Below are 18117 nucleotides of genomic sequence, written 5' to 3'. Positions count from 1 at the left end.
ATACGGTACTTACTGTCTATAACGCTGTCCACATGCTACAGGTAAAATCGGCCACCACCACATGGCAAGTAGTCCAAGAGAAAAACCAGATCCTTCTCAACGGCACTCCTTTTACCTGGGATCTGCTGCCCCTGAGCCCTACCTCCTTCCACATTCTCAAAGACGGCCGGTCTTATACCGCTGAAGTGCTGGAGGCTGACCCGGAGACCAAAGCTCTCAGAATCAAGGTCAACGGCACCGTGCACACCTTGCAGGTGCAGGACCGCATGGACCTGCTCCTGGAGAGCCTGGGCATGGGCCAGGCGCTTGCCCAGAAGATCAACGACATCAAAGCCCCCATGCCGGGCCTGATCCTGGACATAAAAGTGGCGCCCGGGCAGGAAGTAAAAAAAGGCGACCCTATCCTTATCCTGGAGGCCATGAAGATGGAGAACATCATCAAGTCTCCCGGCGATGGCGTGGTCTCTGCCGTAAAGGTCAACGTTAAACAGAACGTAGAAAAGAACCAAGTATTGATCGTGTTTTAAAACAATTCCGTTTAGGGCCCGCTTTCTGTAAAGCGGGCCCTAAACGTGTGTAGACCATTGTCCTTAACTTTTACTATTTAAATAAGCATGCGATTCAAAAGAATTCTATTGAAACTCAGCGGAGAGTCCCTTATGGGCGAACAGCAGTATGGGATTGATACCAACATGCTGGTGCAATACGCCGAAGAAATCAAGTCTGCCATTGACCTGGGCGCCCAGGTAGCCGTAGTGATTGGCGGAGGCAACATTTTCAGGGGCGTGCAGGCCGAGTCTGTAGGATTGGACCGCGTGCAGGGCGACTACATGGGCATGCTGGCCACCGTGATCAACAGCATGGCCCTACAGAGCGCCTTGGAGAAAGCCGGGGTCTTCACCCGTCTGCTTTCTGGCATCAACATCCAGCAGGTGTGCGAGCCTTACATCCGCCGCCGGGCGCTGCGTCACCTGGAGAAAGGCCGCGTAGTGATCTTCGGGGCCGGCATAGGCAGCCCGTATTTCACCACAGATTCGGCGGCCAGTCTGCGTGCCATTGAGATTGAGGCCGACGTGGTGTTGAAAGGCACCCGCGTTGACGGCATTTACACGGCAGACCCTGAGAAAGACCCATCGGCCACCCGGTACACGGATATCACGTTTGAAGAGGTTTTTGAGAAAGGCCTCAACGTAATGGACATGACTGCGTTTACCCTCTGCAAAGAGAACAACCTGCCTATTGTGGTGTTTGACATCAATACCCGCGGCAACCTGGCCAAGCTGATTAAAGGCGAAAGAGTAGGCACGCTGGTGTCTATGTAATATAAAAGCACCCATTGCTCCCGGGCAGTGGATTTTACAGAATAAAATGAGAAATTTGTGCCGCCCTTTGGCGTTTGCTACGGTGGTACCATTTAGTCATCTTTCTAAATCAGAAAACCCCAATGACCGAAGAAATTAATTTTTATCTGAGCGAAGCCGAGGAATCTATGCAGAAATCGGTGCAGCACACAAGTGTAGAATTGACCAAGATCAGGGCCGGCAAAGCCTCCCCTTCCATGGTAGAGGATCTGCGCGTAGACTACTACGGCACTCCTACCCCTATCTCCCAGGTGGCTAACGTCATGACGCCAGACGCCCGTACCCTCATGATCAAGCCATGGGAGAAGAACATGGTGGCCGAGATTGGCAAAGCCATCAAGAACAGCGACCTGGGCCTGGCCCCTAACATGGAAGCCGATGGCATACGCCTGAATATCCCCGCCTTGACGGAAGAACGTCGCCGGGATCTGGTGAAACAAGCCAAAAACGAAACCGAGAGCGGCAAGATCAGAGTGCGTAACATCCGCAAAGACGTGAACGAGTCTCTGCGCAAGCTCCAGAAAGAAGGCACCTCTGAAGATGCGGTGAAAGACGCGGAAGGCAAAGTGCAGAAGCTGACCGACGCGTATATTGTAAAACTGGATGAGTTATTGGCTAAGAAGGAAGCCGAGATCATGACCATCTAAGACCTTTCTGTTTTCTAGTTGTTTTTGAGAAAACAGCCCTTAAAGGAAAGGCCCCGCACTAGCTAGTACGGGGCCTTTCCTTTTATATTGATAGCCGCAGAGGCTTGTTTATTCAAGAAACAGATTCTTACGCAGAGACTGGGGCTAGCCACTGCTTGGCCTCCTCCAAATTCTCAAAGACCTCTATACCGGTGGTGTCATAGGTGAAGCGCAGCGATTTGTCTGTGGAGAGGCGGCTGAACATGCTGGGCGAATAAACCCAGGCAAATTTCAACATACCTGCCTGCCGTAGTCTGGGAAACCAATCAGAGCCTACCCACTCAGCAGCGGCAGACCAGATTCCCTCTACATGGGTATTGTCATTCAGCACCCGGGAGCACTCAAAATGCTGCATGGCTTCTATGATCCGCTCACACCCGTCCATGACCGACTGCTTGGTCTGAAACCCAATCCAATCGGCGTGCACATACTGGCCTTCTTCATGGAAAACAATGGAGATATACGAGTCATTAAATATCTGTTGATCACTCATGTCCTATACAACCTCCTATACTGTCTATTAAGGAAGAATGCCCAAATTACGCCTCTTTTCTGAGGTCACCAAGTATTAATACGGTAAAAAAACCAGGTATTTCCTACGGGTCAGAAGGTAAAACTTCTTATTAACGTACCAGTTTTTTAATGGTTCTGTTTTATTTCTCAGAATAAAAACAAGTCTTGGAAAACTAGTCAATACACCCTCTCATGGGCGAGACACCACTCATGTAGAAGCATACTGCATCTCCAATTTTCTAGGCCGCCGTAAAGGCTTTATTTTTTAAAAAAGGGCGAAAACGAAAAGTACCCTTCCGCAAGCACTTTCTTACAAGCGCTTGCGGAAGGGTACTTTTCATTTCTCTGGAAGAAGGGCTTTCCTTATCCAGGTGGTTCCTTAACAGGCGGCCTTCGCTATTGGTACAGCTTCTTGGCCTGCACATATTCTGCTACGGGCTCTGGAAGCAGGTAGCGGGTAGATTTTCCCTCTTTAAGGCATTTCCGGATAAAGGTAGCCGATATGTCTAGCAGCGGCGCCGGCACCATGGTAACCTTAGGATGTTCTTTCAGTTCCTCAGGCACCTTGGCACTCCCCGCCCTGGGATAGACCAGCACCTCGTAGAGATCCAGGATCTGCTCGTAGTTCTTCCATTTAGGTAAGGTAGCCAGGTTGTCTTCGCCCATGATGAGCACGAACTGGTAGGTAGGGTACCTTTCCTTCAGGTAGGTGAGGGTGTCAATGGTGTAGCTGGGTTTGGGCATCCGGAATTCAATATCCGTCACCCCCAGGTCTGCGTTGTCGGCAATGGCCAACCGCACCATGTGCAGGCGGTCAAACTCATGCAACAGGCTGCTGCTGGGCTTGAACGGGTTCTGCGGACTTACCACCAGCCAAACCGTATTCAAGGTGGTGTTGGTGGCCATGTAATTGGCCAGGATCAGGTGCCCTATGTGGATGGGGTTAAAGGATCCAAACAATAATCCTACCCGCATGGCTACACAATAGGTTCGTCTGGTTGAATGAAGTTGCGCACCAGCTTCTCTGCTTTGGCAAAGGCCTCTTCCAGGTTCTCGTTCACGATCACCTCATCAAACTGGTCTTCAAAACTCAGCTCAAACTTGGCTTTGAACACCCGGCTGGAGATACTGGAGGCGGAGTCTGTGTTACGGGCCACCAGGCGCTTGGAAAGTTCCTCTATGGAGGGTGGTTTTACAAAAACAGCCAGGGCTCGGTCTCCGTAGAAATGCTTCACGCTCAGGCCACCTTTCACGTCCACATCCAGAATGGCATGTTTGCCTTCGGCCCAAATGCGTTCTATTTCAGATTTAAGGGTCCCGTAAAAGGCGCCCTCGTATACTTCTTCCCACTCCACGAACTCCTCGTTCCCGATCTTCTCCCGGAACTCTTCTGGCGTAATGAAATAGTAATCTTTTCCGTTTACTTCTGAACGCCCCCGGCGGTCGCGGGTACAAGCTGATATAGAGAAACTTAGCTCTGGAAGTACGTTTACTAAATGACGGACAATTGTGGTTTTGCCGGCTCCGGAGGGAGCCGAAAAAATAATGATTTTACCTTGCATCCAGGGTTGGAAAGCTTAGACTAAGCCGTTTGGTGAATTTTTGATTTGATGGAGTCTACTAATGAAGCAGGGGTGCCCGGTCTCCGCAAAGACGCGTTCAGGAATTTCACAAACAATCGTTGCTTGTCTACGCTATCAAAGCAGGGAGAGCATTCGTCTGCCCGCTCAGAGAGGTACGCTTCATCTTCCTTCGTGGCTACGCCTTCCAGCCACTTCTCAAATACGCCCTGCACCTTCTCACAGTCCGGTTCATGGCTCTCGTCTGAGGCGTTTGCGCCCATCAGTTCATCAGTCATTGTAGTAGTCCCCATCATATTTAATTTCTTTTAGCCATTATAACCCATTGATTTCGCGTATTTCTCCAACTTCTCCTTCAGGAAGTGCCGTGCCCGGTGAAGGCGGCTCCGTACTGTGCCAATGGGAATGTCCAGGATCTTGGCCATCTCCTCATAGGTGAACCCTTCCAGGTCACAAAGGATGATCACGGTCCGGAAGTCTACCGGCAGGGAGTTGAGGGCACCGGCCACTTCGTCTCCAATCAGGTCCTGCACACTTTCCATGCGCAGGTCAGTAGTACCGCCAGAACTGTCACCCTCGGCATCCACGTCCTCGGAATTGTAGTAACCTTCCACCTCAGAGTAGTCTACTTTGGCGGGTTGTTTGCTCTTTTTCCGGAAGTCGTTTATGAACGAGTTCTTTAGGATGCGGAACAGCCAGGCTTTGGCATTAGTTCCGGGCTCGAAATAATCGAAGAAGCGATACGCCTTGAGGTACGTCTCCTGCACCAGGTCATTGGCATCGTCTTCATCTAGGGTTAGACGGTACGCGAAGTTGTAGAGAGGCGAAATAACCGGCATCAACTCGGCCTCAAACCGGGCGTCTTTCTCCTCTTTAGTCATTGAATTCGCTCTCTGTTCGCTCATTGGTCTTGAATTTGTACTTTTACACTTGGGGATAAAAATACCTATACGCAAATATAGAAATTAAATATACATAGGTATGTACGAATATTAGGGCAGATGTTTACATTACTCTGCTGAAAGGTACTTATGAGGAATTTATCTCCCTCCTTTTTTTGTTTCTGCGCTGCATGCCTCCACCTATTTCAGTTACCATTCTTGCCAAGAACAGCCAGGAGCTGTTGCCGCAATGCCTTCAGTCGCTGGCCCGGTTCCCGGAAGTTATCTTACTGGACAACGGCTCCACGGATGCCACCGTCGCCATTGCTTCCCAATTCCCTAACGTGAGGGTGTTCCACTCGCCGTTCATTGGGTTTGGCGCCCTCAAGAACCTGGCGGCCTCCCACGCATCGCATGACTGGGTACTTTCCATTGACAGCGATGAGGTCATGACCCCAGAACTGGCTCAAGCCATCTTGACGCACCCGTTAGATAACGCCAAAGCCTACCGGTTCTTGCGCCATAACTTCTATGGAAAACGTTTAATAAACGCTTGTGGTTGGGAAAATGATTTGGTACTACGGCTTTTTAACCGCACCGTTACCCGTTTCACCTCCCGCGAGGTGCACGAAGGCGTAATCACCGACGGCATCTCCGTGGAAACCATTCCAGGTATTCTGAACCATTACTCCTTCAGCAACACCGGCCAGTTGCTACAGAAGCTGAACCAGTACACCACGCTGTTCGCGCAGGAGAACCGGTTCAGGAAAAGCTCCTCGGCCTTTAAGGCCACCTACAAGGCCGGATGGACGTTTCTGCGCAACTACTTCCTAAAAAGAGGGTTCCTATACGGGTTTGAGGGATTCCTAATCTCTGCCTGCAACGCCAACGGAGCGTTTTACAAGTACATGAAGCTGCACGAGGCCAACCGGTCCATGGCTACCTCCCTCATCATCTCTACCTACAACTGGCCCCAGGCCTTGGAAGTGGTTTTAAAGAGCGTAGCGCAGCAGAATGAATTACCAGATGAGGTGATTATAGCCGATGACGGCTCCCGCGCCGACACAAAGGAAGTCATTGCGCGTTTCCAGGAGAACTTTCCCGTGCCGCTGCGCCACTGCTGGCACGAGGACACCGGGTTCCGTTTGGCCGCTATCCGTAACAAGGCCATGGCTCTGGCCACCGGTGAGTACCTTCTCTCCATTGACGGCGATATGGTGCTGCACCCGGATTTTGTCAAAAGCCATAAGCGGATTGCCCGGGCCAACACCTTCATCCAAGGCAAGCGGGTGTTGCTGCAGCCCGAACTCACCCAACAGATTCTGCAAACGAAGAAGTGGCACATCACGCCTTTCTCCTCGGGTATCATCAACCGTTTCAACGCTATTTCCTCAGAAACGCTGGCAAAACTAGGCTCCAAGAAGCGGCCAGACATAAAGGCCATCAGGGGCTGCAACATGGCCTTCTGGCGCGCCGATGTGGTCCGCACCAACGGTTTCAACGAGAACATCCAGGGCTGGGGCCGCGAAGACAGCGAGTTTGCCATCAGAATGCTGAACGCGGGCGTGGAACGGCGCAACCTGCCCTTCGGCGGGGTGGGCTACCACCTGTACCACCCCGAGAATGCCCGCACTTCCCTCCCGGAAAATGACGAGATCCTACATGACGCCATTGCCCAGAAGGCCAAATGGTGCGAGAACGGCATCAGCAAGTACCTGGGGTGAAAACTCCTAACTAGGGAAAGGTTGCGGCCGGCTAAAGATTAAATCATAGTTGGACTGATTCGTATGATGCTGTGGAACAGTACCTCTTATGGTTGCGCTTACAGGCGAGGCCAGTTTGCTGGTTGATGGAGAAAATTGTACCGAAGGCAGGACTTCCAGTGATCAGATGTGTTTTAAGGTAATTTTCTCAAAAAGTGCTTAAAATGGTATAGCGTCTTCCTTCTCCCCCAGGGAGAAGTTTAGGATGAGGGAGAAGAAGTCTCAAGTAAGAAAGGCTTCCGTCAAGGAACAATGCCTTTGAATGAAGGACTCCTGCTTGAAAAGCCTTTGCCCAGGAAGAACCGCTGCCCCCTCACCCTAGCCCTCTCCCTGAGGGAGAGGGGATTCCGTTATTATCATTCCGGGGCTGTTTAGTGGAAATCAGGCTCGAAACGCAAGGTTCTTACGTGGTAATCCAAGCACCTTCAAATAAGAACAGTGAAGAGAGCGCCTGCCATGGCGGTTGGAAGAACACCAACAACAGCAGCGGCGGCTCATTAACAGGCATCTGCCCCTTCTAGACAAATGATAAAAGCAAAACGCCCGGCCTCTCAAAAGAAGCCGGGCGTTTTTAGGTTGTTATCCGGAAATGAAGCCGGAAAGAGAATTGCTTAGTAACGGTAGTACTCTGGTTTGAATGGTCCTTCTACCTCCACACCAATGTAGGCAGCTTGCTCAGGAGACAGTTCTTCCAGTTCCACCCCGATTTTGGCCAGGTGCAGACGGGCGACTTTCTCATCTAAGTGCTTAGGCAGAGTGTACACTTTGTTCTCATAGGCCTCAGCGTTTGTCCAGAGTTCAATCTGGGCCAGCGTCTGGTTAGAGAAAGAGTTAGACATCACGAAAGATGGGTGACCAGTGGCGCAACCGAGGTTCACCAAACGGCCTTCTGCCAAGATGATGATGTCTTTGCCTTCCAGGGTGTAAAGATCCACCTGTGGTTTCACGGTGTCTTTGGTATGACCGTAGTTCTCGTTCAACCAGGCCATGTCAATCTCGTTGTCAAAGTGACCGATGTTGCAGACAATGGCTTTGTCTTTCAGGGCCAGGAAGTGCTCGCTGCGGATGATGTTGAAGTTACCGGTGGCGGTTACTACAATGTCAGCCTCTGGAATGGCATTCTCCATTTTCTTCACGGCGAAACCATCCATCGCAGCTTGCAGCGCGCAGATAGGGTCAATCTCCGTCACGATCACGCGGGCACCGGCACCACGCAACGAGGCGGCAGAGCCTTTTCCTACGTCACCGTAACCAGCCACCACGGCTACTTTACCGGCCATCATCACATCTGTAGCTCTTCTGATAGAGTCTACCAATGATTCTTTACAGCCGTATTTGTTATCGAATTTAGATTTGGTCACCGAGTCATTCACGTTGATAGCAGGCATCAACAGCGTGCCGTTTTTCATACGCTCGTACAGACGGTGCACACCAGTGGTAGTTTCTTCAGACAATCCTTTGATGCCGGCAGCCAGTTCTGGGTATTTGTCAAACACCATGTTGGTCAGGTCACCACCATCGTCCAGGATCATGTTCAATGGTTTGCGGTCTTCCCCGAAGAACAAGGTCTGCTCAATGCACCAGTCAAACTCCTCGGCGTTCATGCCTTTCCAGGCGTAAACCGGAATACCGGCGGCGGCAACGGCAGCAGCGGCATGGTCCTGGGTTGAGAAGATGTTACAAGATGACCAAGTTACCTCGGCACCCAGGGCTACCAAGGTCTCAATCAGAACAGCCGTCTGAATGGTCATGTGCAAGCAACCGGCAATACGCGCGCCCGCCAAAGGCTGGCTGGCACCGTACTCTTCCCGGATGGCCATCAAGCCTGGCATCTCGGCCTCGGCCAGTTTAATTTCTTTTCTTCCCCATTCAGCCAGGGAAATATCTTTTACTTTGTACTTCAGATATGTTTCTACCATTGTAGTTCAAGTTTTTACAGAAGAAACACAAAGGTACGCAATAAGTTTATTATCCTCAACCCGGCACTTGTAAAGCAGGCCTGAATGATCTGTCGCCATCACTGCCTCAAGGATATGAAAACAGTTTCTTGCCTACTCCCTTTAACCACAGCCATTTCCCATGCCTTTACCCCTTTCCCCCGCTGAACGCGCTTTTGTAGAAGAACATCTTTCTGCTGATCCTGCCCATCTGGTGCTGCAGGCTAAAAAATGGCCGGGTTTGGATGTCCCCAAACTAGCCCAACAAATAAGAGCCCGGCAAAAGGCGAAAAGTAAAATACCCACCTGGGTGGCCAACCTGGACTTGCTGTTCCCGGCTAACCTGTCGGTAGAGCAGAGTTCCTCTGAACTGACGGCCGCTTATAAGGCAGCTTTAGTTTCAGGGGAGACCTTAGTAGACCTAACAGGCGGATTTGGGGTAGATGCCTACTACTTCGCGCGGAGGTTCAAAAAGGTGGTTTATGTGGAGCAACAAACCGAGCTGGCCGGGCTAGCCGCGTTTAACTTCACCCAACTAGAGGTCAAGAACATTACGGTAGAAGCCACTGATGCCGAAGCGTTCCTGGCCACCCTGGAAGAGCCGGTAGATGTGCTGTACCTGGACCCCGCCCGCCGCGGCCAGAGCCAGGAGCGGGTGCATCTGCTGCAAGACTGTGAGCCCGACGTGCTACGCCTGCTGCCGCTGCTGCTGCAAAAAGGCAGAGCCGTTTTGCTGAAAACCGCCCCCATGCTAGACATTGACCTGGCGCTCCAGCAGTTGACTAACGTGGCCCAGGCGTGGGTCATTGCGGTGCAGAATGAATGCAAAGAGGTATTGTACTTGCTTAAACCAGAGGCCACGGGAGCTCCCTTGCTCACAGCCGTACACCTGCGGCCTGAGAAACCGGAGGAAACGCTGACCTTTACCAAAAATGGGGAAGAAACCGCCCAAGTCACCTTCTCTGAGCCGCAGCGGTATTTGTACGAGCCCAACACCGCCTTGTTGAAGGCGGGCGCCTATAAGTGGTTGTCTCAGGAATATGGTGTTAACAAACTGCACCGCAACAGCCACCTGTATACCTCTACAGAACTGCGAGAAGCGTTTCCAGGCCGCATTTTTGAAATCGTGGCCCAACCAAAGGCCCATGCCAAGGAACTGCACCAGCTCCTCCCCGGTAAGAAGGCCAATATCACCGTGCGTAATTATCCCCTGACCGTAGCCCAATTGCGGGAGAAAGTAAAGCTGAAGGACGGCGGAGAAGACTACCTGTTTGCCACCACTGACCTGCACAACAAACCCATTCTGCTCCTTTGCCGGAAAGCTGAGGTTTAGTTGTTAGGGATTGGTTGTTAGTGATTAGTGGCTGCGCATTTGACCGGAGCTTTCCTGGCGCGAGACTAACGTCTCGTGACAAGGGATAATTCGAGCCTCCAGACTCGCCGGGAACCACAGGTGGGCGCCATAGACACTCGTAGGTCTTCCAGACACTACGAGGTCTTTAGGGAGATTGGGTAGCAGAAACTTCTCTTCTAGAGAAGGAAGATGCGTGATAAAGGCTTGCGTGAAAAAGGTTAAAAAGTAACAGCCGTTGAAGGTGGTAGAAACTGTTTCGCTGCGGGCAGCGAGGGTAGTCTGGAGACTACCCATTATCTGGAGACACGAGTCTGGAGACTCGCGCTAGCGAAATAAAACCAGTGAAGGAGAACAAGCGAAGGATTCGCGCCAGCCATGGAGGAAGAAAAACATCAGGTCATCGCCCCACTAACAACTAGCAACTGACAACCAGCAACTAATATTTTGGCTTGGCTTTGCTCACCCAGCGACTGCCTTTGAGGCTGAACCGCCAGGGCAACAGGGCATCTGCGCCGGCGTAGGCGACCCCCACCCGCAGGCCCGCCACTATCTGGTCTTCCGGCACTTGAACGCCCCGGTCTTCAAACCAGATCTCGTTCCCAGAAAGATCTATTCCGTTGTGCCGGGTAGAGATGCCCAGCGCCTGGGTCACCAGGCCAGGGCCGGCGGTAAGGCGGGGTTCTACCTTGGAAAGGCCTCGGCGGAGCTGCATTTCTTCTATGCCTTCTGTGGGTTCAATGGCTCTGATCAGGACGGCATCAGCGGTGCCGGCTACGTTGGTGACAATGTTGAAGAGCGAGTAAATGCCGTAGATGAGGTACACGTACGCCACCCCGCCTGGCTCATACATGATCTGGGTGCGCTTGGTGCGGCGGCCCAGGTGGGCGTGGCAGGCAGCGTCATTCAACCCCGAATAAGCCTCGGTCTCTACCACCATGCCCCCCGTTAGTACCCCATCAAAGCAGGTATAGAAAGACTTGCCAATCAGGTCGCGGGCAATGGTGACCACGTCTGGACGGGTGTAGAAGGCGGCGGGTAGTTTCTGCGGAAAAGGCATAGGCAGGGTTATTGACGGACATATACTTCAGTGGCACCGTCGGCAATGATATTGTTGATCACCAGGGTGTTTTCACCGCAGAACCAAAATTGGTAGCCCACTGGGGTCAGGCTTTGCCCCACCAGGTTGAACGGCTGCCGGTCTCCCTGGCGCTGGCCATTCACCTGTTCCTCATATTCCCCGTTGCCAAAGAAAGTGAGGGTTTTGTCCTCGCCTAGCTGCTCACCAGTCAGGAACTCGTCTGGCTGGGCGCCCATGTAATTGGTTTGGATGCCACGAAGGACCCATTTTCCGGGCAGCAGGGCCAGGGCGGTAGTAGAATCAGTGGCCGAGAACTCGCACAGGATGACCTCCTGGTTTTGGTTTTCACCGCCCGCAGCAGCCTGGGCAGATTGGTCGCCGTTGGTCTGGCAGGAGGCCAAAAGCGCGGCAAGGCCTAACGTCACCGAACATATCTTTTTCATGGCGGGTGTTTTAATGGAGGAACTGCAAGAAAGCAAAAAGAAGAAGGGTAGCCAAGCGATTGATCTCTTGGGCTACCCTTTTCTCATGGGCTTTAGAACCTCTGCTTAGCGTTTCTTGGCCACTGCCTTCTGAATGTTGAAGTAGAGTTCGGTCAGGTTCAGCTTGTTGGGGGTTTGCAGGGTAACCAGGTCATAGGCGTTGTCTACCAGTTGGGGCCTACCCTTTTGCCGAAGCCCTACCACGGTCAGGAACATATACTCATCGCGCGGCGCGTTCAGCACCACCGCCGTTTCCTTGCTTCGGCCGTTGCCGCTGGCTTTGATGGCGGCCATGAGGCCTTCAAACTTCACCAGCCATTTCTTGCTTTCTACCTGTTGGTTCAGCTCCCCGTGGGCCATGTGCATGAGGTACATCACGTCCAGGTTAAACGGATCCGTGGCCAGCAGTTTCTTACCGGTGGAAATGATTTCCGGGAACCGCTCATAGAGCAACATCTCATTGAGGGCATCAGACTGATCATTGGGCTTGTAAGGATTGTAGCCCGACTGGAAAGTCCAGCCGTAGTACAGGTGCTTGTATTCGTCTACCGTCAGTTTAGGGTCATTGGCGTGGTAGCGCTTGAGCAGCGTGGGGTAATACATCTTCGACTTGGAAGAGGTGATCGCCGTCTTGATGGCGTCAAAGTTGATTTTAGAGACGGTCTGGGCCTGGCTTTGGAAGAGAATGCTCAGGCACAGGGCGCTTAAAAAAAAGAGTTGTTTCATGGAGTAAATAAAGGGGAATGAAAGACGGCAAGCTGATGGCAAATACAGTGCTAAAAACTCAAGGTTCTGCAAAAAGTTACATCTGGGTAGGGATTCATAGCCGCAAGCGCAGGTTTTAGGCCTGTTTCCGTTAAAAGAACGCAAAAACAAATAATTTATGCGGCACACGCCAGCTTAAAGAGCACCCTTTATTGCCTCACCAAAAAGACTCTATTTTTCTGCTAAAACTTTCGCTAAAACAACAAACTTGTCTGAAACTATACCTGCTGCTTCGCTAACCTGCTTACGGCTCCCGCCAAATCTGGAAACTAACTCCGTTCTCGGCCGCGCCAAGTTTTTTGGTTCACTTTCCCCTGCCGCCTGCTCCCTAAGACCTCGTAGTGTGCGCAGCTCCTGCGAGTGTCTACGCTTAACCTTGTTTACTGCCTATTTTCCTTTAACCAGCCTCAAAATGGAGAGCGAGGAAAGGAGGTCTCATCTGCAGAAAAACCAACGGTAGACAACAATGCGTGGAGTGGAGGAAACAAGGCAGTGCCTGGTCTCTACGTTTCAATACCAGGGTTTTGGGTCTGTTTTTCGCAAAGCAGCCCTAAAACAGATTCTACAGGAGAGGGCCCTTGTGATTTCCCGCCGAAGCCCCGTTCAGGTAGTCCCAAAACTACTTTTCCGCTTCTGCCTGGTTTACCGGAAAACGGCCAGAAAACAGCTGTCCGTAAATTTTAGGCGCTGGTGTAGTGGCCTTTCCAAACTTCCTGTACCTTTGCCTTGATATTGGTGACAACCTGGGTTTTCTGCCCATGATGTCTTAAAAGGGAATCAGGTGTAATACCTGAGCTGTACCCGCAACTGTTATCTTCAGTAAAATTCTGCCTTCCACACGCCACTGTCCGCTTTGCCGGATGGGAAGGCCAGGCAGAAGAAGAGAGCCAGGAGACCTGCCAACGTCTAACATTCACCTGGAGGCTTTCGGGAAAAAAAGCAGCAAGGATGGTGGCCCCGGCGTGGGCTGGCGTTTTCGTGTCGTTCTTCCTTTACAAGTCTCCTCTGCTTTGTACGCTGAGGATATGGTCCGTCAATTTTTTCTATGTGCGCTGGCTGCGGTGGCCGCTGAGCTTCTGCCCGTGGGGCACAGTTATGCCCAGGCCCCTGACACCGTGCAGTTGGCTCCCGTGACCGTGTCCGCCCCCCGGTACACCCGCTACGCTGCCGGCGCCCGGGTGCAGGCTGTAGACACCCTGCTTTTGCAACGGCAGCCGGGCATTACCCTGGCAGACGTGCTGCAACAACGCAGCCCTTTGTACCTTAAGAGCAACGGCAACGGCATGTTGGCTACCGTGGCCTTCAGGGGCACCTCCTCCAGCCACACCGCCGTCCTGTGGAATGGTTTCAACATTGCGCTGCCTACTTTGGGCATGTCAGATTTTGCTTTGCTGCCGCCTTCGGCCAATACCCAGGTCAGCCTGCAGCACGGCCCCAGCGGCGCACTGCACGGCAGCGGGGCCGTGGGGGGAGCAGTCCTTTTAGAGAATCCGGTATCGTTTGCGCCGCAGCAGCGGGTGCAGGTACAGCAGGAACTGGGCAGCTTCGGGCAGCGCCGGACGGCGGCCACTGGATCCTTTGCCAACGGCAGACTGGCTCTCTCCTCTTCGTTCACCCGCACGGCCTCAGACAACGATTTCCGGTATAGGAACACCACAGCGTTTGGCTCTCCCCGGGAAACGTTGCAAAACGCCGCCTTTCACCAAAACAGTTTCGCGCAGGAAATACACTACAAGATAAGCCAGGCGCAACGGCTCTCGGTGCGGGGCTGGTATGTGAAGACCCACCGGCAGATCCAGCCGTCAATGGGCAGCGCCAACACCCACGCTCAGCAAGACGACGAGAACCTACGCCTCATGAGCGAGTGGCAAGGGAGGCTAGCTGGGGGCACCACCACTGTACGGGCGGCCTATTTCAAAGATCGTCTGGACTACCGGAACAATGCCTCCCTTGCTACCGTTGACTCCCTTTCCTTTTCTACCGTTGGCACCTATCAAAGCCAGGTAGAGCACGAGCGGACATTGCTGCCCAATTTGATGCTCCAACTTGGGGCCGAAGGGCAGTTGTTTAAAGCCCATGTGAGTGGCTACGGGGGAAAAGTAGAGGAACAGCGATTTTCTACCTATGCTTGGCTCCGGTATGACCCGCTGCCCACCCTCCAACTCAGCCTGAACGTGCGACAGGCCTGGGTTCAAGGGTTCAACCCCCCACTTACCCCTACCCTGGGAACCAACCTCTCTCTTTGGCAAGACCAGGGAAACTCCCTCACCTTAAAGGCCAATGTCTCGCGAAGCTACCGCGTGCCCACCCTGAACGACCGATTCTGGCGCCCCGGCGGAAATCCAGCCTTAAAACCCGAGGGCGGTTGGGGCTATGAAGGAGGCCTGCAGCACCAATACCGCTCTGGTTCCCTGACCGGCAGCACTGAATTGACCGGTTACGCACTACAAGTGAAAGACTGGATTCAATGGCAACGCTCTACAGAGGGTAATTACTCTGAACCGGTAAACCTGCAGAAGGTACGGGGGCACGGCCTGGAATTGGACAGCCGGTGGCACTATCAAATGGAGGAAACCTGGATCTTGTCTGGGGGGGCGGCCTATGCCTATACCATTTCGCAACAGAAATTACCAAACGCCCAGGCGCAGTTACAAGCCCGGCAGTTGTTTTACGTGCCCAAACACAAGATGGCAGCCTGGGCCGAGGTCCGTTACAAGAGCTGGTGGTTGACCACAGACGCCACCTTTACCGGCCGACGCTTCACCGACAATGACAACAACCACTGGCTGCCGGCCTACCCGCTGGTCAACGCCGGTCTGGGCAAAACCTTCACCTGGCGTTCCTTTGAAACCCAACTCCTGGCCCAGGTGCTGAACGCCTCCAACACCATCTACCAAACCCTGGCCTACCGGGCCATGCCGCCGCGCAATTTCAGGCTATCGGTTTCGCTGAGATGGGCAGCCCCACAACCTTAACGCTTACTTTTTCTATTCACTCATGATTACTATGAAACCCAATTCTTTAAAGAAGTATTTTCTGTACCTGTTAGTAGGCAGCGGCACATTCCTGGCCACTTCCTGCGAAGGCGACAACGAGGACAACACCCCTAAAGGGGCTTATGAGCACGGCGTGTTCATCACCAATGAAGGGAACTTCGGGACGCCCACTGCGGAGGTAAGCTACCTGTCTCCAGATGCCAAAACGTTGATTCCTGAACTGTTTAAAACTGTAAACAGCCGGCCTTTGGGTGACGCAGCCCAGTCGCTCACCTTCCTGGATGACAAAGCTTATATTGCCGTGAACAACAGCGAGAAGATTGAGGTAGTAAATGCCTTTACCTTTGCCTCTGTGGGTGTGATCAACGGGTTGAAGATCCCCAGGTACATGGCGGCCCTCCACTCTACCAAGGCCTATGTGACCGAGTATGTAGGGTATGATTTCTTCGGCTACACCGGAACCGGCCGCGTATCCGTCCTGGACCTCACCACCAATACCGTCACCAAAACCATCAATGTAGGTTTGTTGCCTGAGGGCTTGCTGATCCACAACGGCAAACTATATGTGGCCAACAGCGCTGGCAACACCATCTCGGTTATCAATACCACCACTGATGTGGTAGAGGCCACCATCACCGTAGGCGATTCGCCTAAACACCTGGTGTTGGATGCCAACAACAAGATATGGGTACTGAGAGGCGGCTACTCCTCAGCAGGCGCCTTGATCAGGATTGACCCGGCCAATAACCACGCCCTTACCACCTATACCTTTCCGCAGGGCCCCAATGGCGCGGGCCAGTTAACCACCAACGGAGCCAAGAATACCCTGGTCTTCTCCTACGGCGGAAAAATTTACTCCATGGCTACCTCGGCCACAGCCTTACCTACCACAGCCCTCATCAACCGAAACCCCTATGGCTTGGGTGTTGACCCTGAAAAAGGTACGCTATACTTTGGCGTGGGCGGCTATTCCACCAATGGCTGGGTAGTGCGTTACCAACCGTCTGGAACCGTCATTGATTCCTTCCAGGTAAGAATCCTGCCCAACGGTTTCACGTTCAGGTAACCTGTTTATAGGTCGATTTTCAGAAAGGCACCCCAAAACGGGCCGGAAGCCAGAGGCTGTGAAGCGGGTTTCCGGCCCGTTTCTTTGTAAAGGAGCAGCAACACCACTGGGTCTCCCCATTAACTGGTTCTTCACCTTGTCGGCTTATTTTCTACCTTAGCAGGATGAAACGCTCCCCTTTTGCCAAACAAGTTCTAGGTTCGCTGCTTGTTCTGGCCTTGCCCTTTGCCACTTCCTGTCAGGAGGAAGAAAAAGACCTGGTTCCTGTGTATGAAACAGGGGTTCTCATCTCCAACGCCGGCACGCCGAACAGCACCGTGAGTTACTATGACCGGGCTACCCAAACCGTAGAAGCAGACCTTTTCCAGAAAGCAAACAACCAGTCGTTGAACGGCAACCTGGTTTCCATGGCGGCTACTTTTGAGAAGACCTACCTGCTGACGGGTAACCAGAAAATAGAAGTGCTGCATGCCCGCACCTTCACCTCGGCCGGGGCCATTGCCGGTTTGGTGAACCCCAGGCAATTACTGGTGAAAGACAACAAAACCGGGTACGTGAGCGATTGGTTGCCTACGCCTGCCTCTGGCCAGGCGGACTCTGGCCGGGTGGTAGAGGTGAATCTGGCCACGAATAAGGTGGTTAAAAATATTTCGGTTGGGCCCAACCCGGGCCGTATGGCTTTGCTGGGCGTACGTCTTTTCATCGCCAATGAGAAAAGCAACAAAATAAACGTACTCAACACCACCACCTATAAAATGGACACCACCCTTACCGTGGGGCACCACCCTAACAGCATGGTGGTAGACGCCTCGGGCATTCTGTGGGTGCTATGCGGCGGCATGGTAGATGCGGCCAACCCTGCCAACAGCACAAAAGGCCAACTGTACCGGATCAACCCTGCGGCCTTGAAAACCGCCCCTCAGGTTTTCACCTTCCCCAGTTCCGCCTTCCGGCCGCAGGGCCTCACCTTGAGCAGTTCCAAAAATCAGCTCTTTTTCCTGTATGACGGGGTATACGCCATGAACAAAGGAGCCACAGCCCTGCCCGCCCAGCCCCTCATCCCGCGCCGTTTCTCAGTACTGGGCCAAGACCCCGCTGACGGACTTCTGTACGCCGCCACCCAACCGGCCGCCGCTGGGGCTTCAGCCTGGGTTATCCGGTATAAAAACACGGGGAGCGTGGTAGACTCTTTTGAGGTGCAGGGTACGCCCAACGGGTTTGGTTTCCGGTAGCTTTTGGCTTCTTTTCCTGAATAGGCCCCTAAAACAGAAAAGCCTGCCTTGTGAAAGGCAGGCTTTTCTTTGGGCACTGGGTGCTAGTTGTTTTGTTTGTTCGTGCTTCTTTCGGCCGCGCCGCCTACTCCCTGGTTACTGGTACCCGTATTACGCTCCCTGATCTTGTTTTCCTGCTGGTCATAGATAGCCTGGTTAGTGGAATCAGTGCCAGAGGTATTGAGAGGGTCTTGGGTGTTGTCTGAGGTGCCTTGGGCATTATGCTCGGTGGGGCTCTTGTCTTTGAAGTCGCTTTCCTCCACGTTTACATTGCCCTCGCTGGTTCCGGTACTGCAGGCCGAGGCGCCCACAAGCAAGGCCCCGCCCAGCACCAAAGACCAGGAAAGGCGATTTAGGGAATTGAATAATTTTTTCATTCGCTTA

At 52.8% G+C, this 18117-nt stretch carries 18 protein-coding genes and 1 riboswitch; of the genes, 8 read left to right on the top strand and 10 right to left on the bottom strand.

Annotation, left to right across the window (positions count from 1 at the left end; genetic code table 11):
• Positions 1 to 32 precede the first annotated feature (32 nt).
• The 3 genes from FOE74_RS01925 (at position 33) to frr (ending at position 2008) form a co-directional block, all read left to right on the top strand.
• Positions 33 to 527, top strand: coding sequence for an acetyl-CoA carboxylase biotin carboxyl carrier protein subunit (locus FOE74_RS01925; protein ID WP_149096919.1), 495 nt, complete (start codon positions 33 to 35; stop codon positions 525 to 527).
• An 87-nt stretch (positions 528 to 614) separates the two neighbouring features.
• On the top strand, positions 615 to 1322 hold the full coding sequence (gene pyrH, locus FOE74_RS01920; RefSeq protein WP_149096918.1) for a UMP kinase: 708 nt from the start codon (positions 615 to 617) through the stop codon (positions 1320 to 1322).
• A 122-nt stretch (positions 1323 to 1444) separates the two neighbouring features.
• A complete protein-coding gene (frr, locus tag FOE74_RS01915) occupies positions 1445 to 2008 on the top strand; it encodes a ribosome recycling factor (RefSeq protein WP_149096917.1) in 564 nt (187 codons plus the stop codon).
• A 127-nt stretch (positions 2009 to 2135) separates the two neighbouring features.
• On the opposite strand, the gene FOE74_RS01910 is transcribed toward frr, so the two are convergent.
• From FOE74_RS01910 to FOE74_RS01890, 5 genes are all read right to left on the bottom strand, one after another.
• The gene (locus FOE74_RS01910) at positions 2136 to 2540 is read right to left on the bottom strand and encodes a hypothetical protein (RefSeq protein ID WP_149096916.1); all 405 of its coding nucleotides are present in this window, start codon (positions 2538 to 2540) and stop codon (positions 2136 to 2138) included.
• A gap of 416 nt (positions 2541 to 2956) precedes the next feature.
• Positions 2957 to 3535 carry a nicotinate (nicotinamide) nucleotide adenylyltransferase gene (gene nadD, locus FOE74_RS01905; protein ID WP_149096915.1) on the bottom strand — a complete coding sequence of 193 codons (579 nt, stop codon included), beginning with the start codon at positions 3533 to 3535 and terminating at the stop codon, positions 2957 to 2959.
• Between the two features lie 2 nt (positions 3536 to 3537).
• On the bottom strand, positions 3538 to 4122 hold the full coding sequence (gene gmk, locus FOE74_RS01900) for a guanylate kinase (protein WP_149096914.1): 585 nt from the start codon (positions 4120 to 4122) through the stop codon (positions 3538 to 3540).
• 20 nt (positions 4123 to 4142) lie between these two features.
• A complete protein-coding gene (locus FOE74_RS01895) occupies positions 4143 to 4436 on the bottom strand; it encodes a hypothetical protein (protein WP_192576577.1) in 294 nt (97 codons plus the stop codon).
• 12 nt (positions 4437 to 4448) lie between these two features.
• On the bottom strand, positions 4449 to 5045 hold the full coding sequence (locus tag FOE74_RS01890) for a sigma-70 family RNA polymerase sigma factor (protein WP_062543958.1): 597 nt from the start codon (positions 5043 to 5045) through the stop codon (positions 4449 to 4451).
• 167 nt (positions 5046 to 5212) lie between these two features.
• Between FOE74_RS01890 and FOE74_RS01885 the strand changes: the two genes are divergently transcribed.
• A complete protein-coding gene (locus FOE74_RS01885) occupies positions 5213 to 6745 on the top strand; it encodes a glycosyltransferase family 2 protein (protein WP_149096912.1) in 1533 nt (510 codons plus the stop codon).
• A 650-nt stretch (positions 6746 to 7395) separates the two neighbouring features.
• Here FOE74_RS01885 and ahcY read toward each other — a convergent pair.
• The gene (gene ahcY / locus FOE74_RS01880; RefSeq protein WP_149096911.1) at positions 7396 to 8703 is read right to left on the bottom strand and encodes an adenosylhomocysteinase; all 1308 of its coding nucleotides are present in this window, start codon (positions 8701 to 8703) and stop codon (positions 7396 to 7398) included.
• A 160-nt stretch (positions 8704 to 8863) separates the two neighbouring features.
• Here ahcY and FOE74_RS01875 point away from each other — a divergent pair, with 160 nt between their 5' ends.
• Positions 8864 to 10054: a THUMP-like domain-containing protein gene (locus tag FOE74_RS01875; RefSeq protein ID WP_149096910.1), complete on the top strand. Its 1191-nt coding sequence runs from the start codon at positions 8864 to 8866 to the stop codon at positions 10052 to 10054.
• A gap of 457 nt (positions 10055 to 10511) precedes the next feature.
• Here FOE74_RS01875 and FOE74_RS01870 read toward each other — a convergent pair whose 3' ends face one another.
• The 3 genes from FOE74_RS01870 to FOE74_RS01860 all read right to left on the bottom strand — a co-directional run bounded on the left by FOE74_RS01870 (position 10512) and on the right by FOE74_RS01860 (position 12361).
• A complete protein-coding gene (locus tag FOE74_RS01870; protein ID WP_149096909.1) occupies positions 10512 to 11132 on the bottom strand; it encodes a DNA-3-methyladenine glycosylase in 621 nt (206 codons plus the stop codon).
• Positions 11133 to 11140: 8 nt separating this feature from the next.
• Positions 11141 to 11596 (bottom strand): hypothetical protein, encoded by a 456-nt coding sequence (locus FOE74_RS01865; protein ID WP_149096908.1) that lies wholly within the window; start codon positions 11594 to 11596, stop codon positions 11141 to 11143.
• 105 nt (positions 11597 to 11701) lie between these two features.
• A complete protein-coding gene (locus tag FOE74_RS01860) occupies positions 11702 to 12361 on the bottom strand; it encodes a DUF4919 domain-containing protein (RefSeq protein WP_149096907.1) in 660 nt (219 codons plus the stop codon).
• A gap of 756 nt (positions 12362 to 13117) precedes the next feature.
• Positions 13118 to 13318: riboswitch (cobalamin riboswitch) on the top strand.
• Between the two features lie 107 nt (positions 13319 to 13425).
• On the opposite strand from FOE74_RS01860, the gene FOE74_RS01855 reads away from it, so the two are divergent.
• The 3 genes from FOE74_RS01855 (at position 13426) to FOE74_RS01845 (ending at position 17694) form a co-directional block, all read left to right on the top strand.
• Positions 13426 to 15375: a TonB-dependent receptor plug domain-containing protein gene (locus tag FOE74_RS01855; RefSeq protein ID WP_149096906.1), complete on the top strand. Its 1950-nt coding sequence runs from the start codon at positions 13426 to 13428 to the stop codon at positions 15373 to 15375.
• Positions 15376 to 15406: 31 nt separating this feature from the next.
• Positions 15407 to 16462 (top strand): DUF5074 domain-containing protein, encoded by a 1056-nt coding sequence (locus FOE74_RS01850; RefSeq protein WP_188686347.1) that lies wholly within the window; start codon positions 15407 to 15409, stop codon positions 16460 to 16462.
• Positions 16463 to 16626: 164 nt separating this feature from the next.
• Positions 16627 to 17694, top strand: coding sequence for a YncE family protein (locus tag FOE74_RS01845; protein ID WP_149096904.1), 1068 nt, complete (start codon positions 16627 to 16629; stop codon positions 17692 to 17694).
• A gap of 83 nt (positions 17695 to 17777) precedes the next feature.
• Here the strand turns inward: FOE74_RS01845 and FOE74_RS01840 are convergent, their stop codons facing one another.
• On the bottom strand, positions 17778 to 18110 hold the full coding sequence (locus FOE74_RS01840; protein WP_149096903.1) for a hypothetical protein: 333 nt from the start codon (positions 18108 to 18110) through the stop codon (positions 17778 to 17780).
• Between the last annotated feature and the right edge of the window lie 7 nt (positions 18111 to 18117).

Origin of the sequence: Rufibacter glacialis (assembly GCF_008271745.1) — a bacterium.
Classification (GTDB): Bacteria; Bacteroidota; Bacteroidia; order Cytophagales; family Hymenobacteraceae; genus Nibribacter; species Nibribacter glacialis.
Note: the sequence above shows the minus strand (reverse complement) of the source record. Positions and strands in the feature narration are given on the sequence as shown.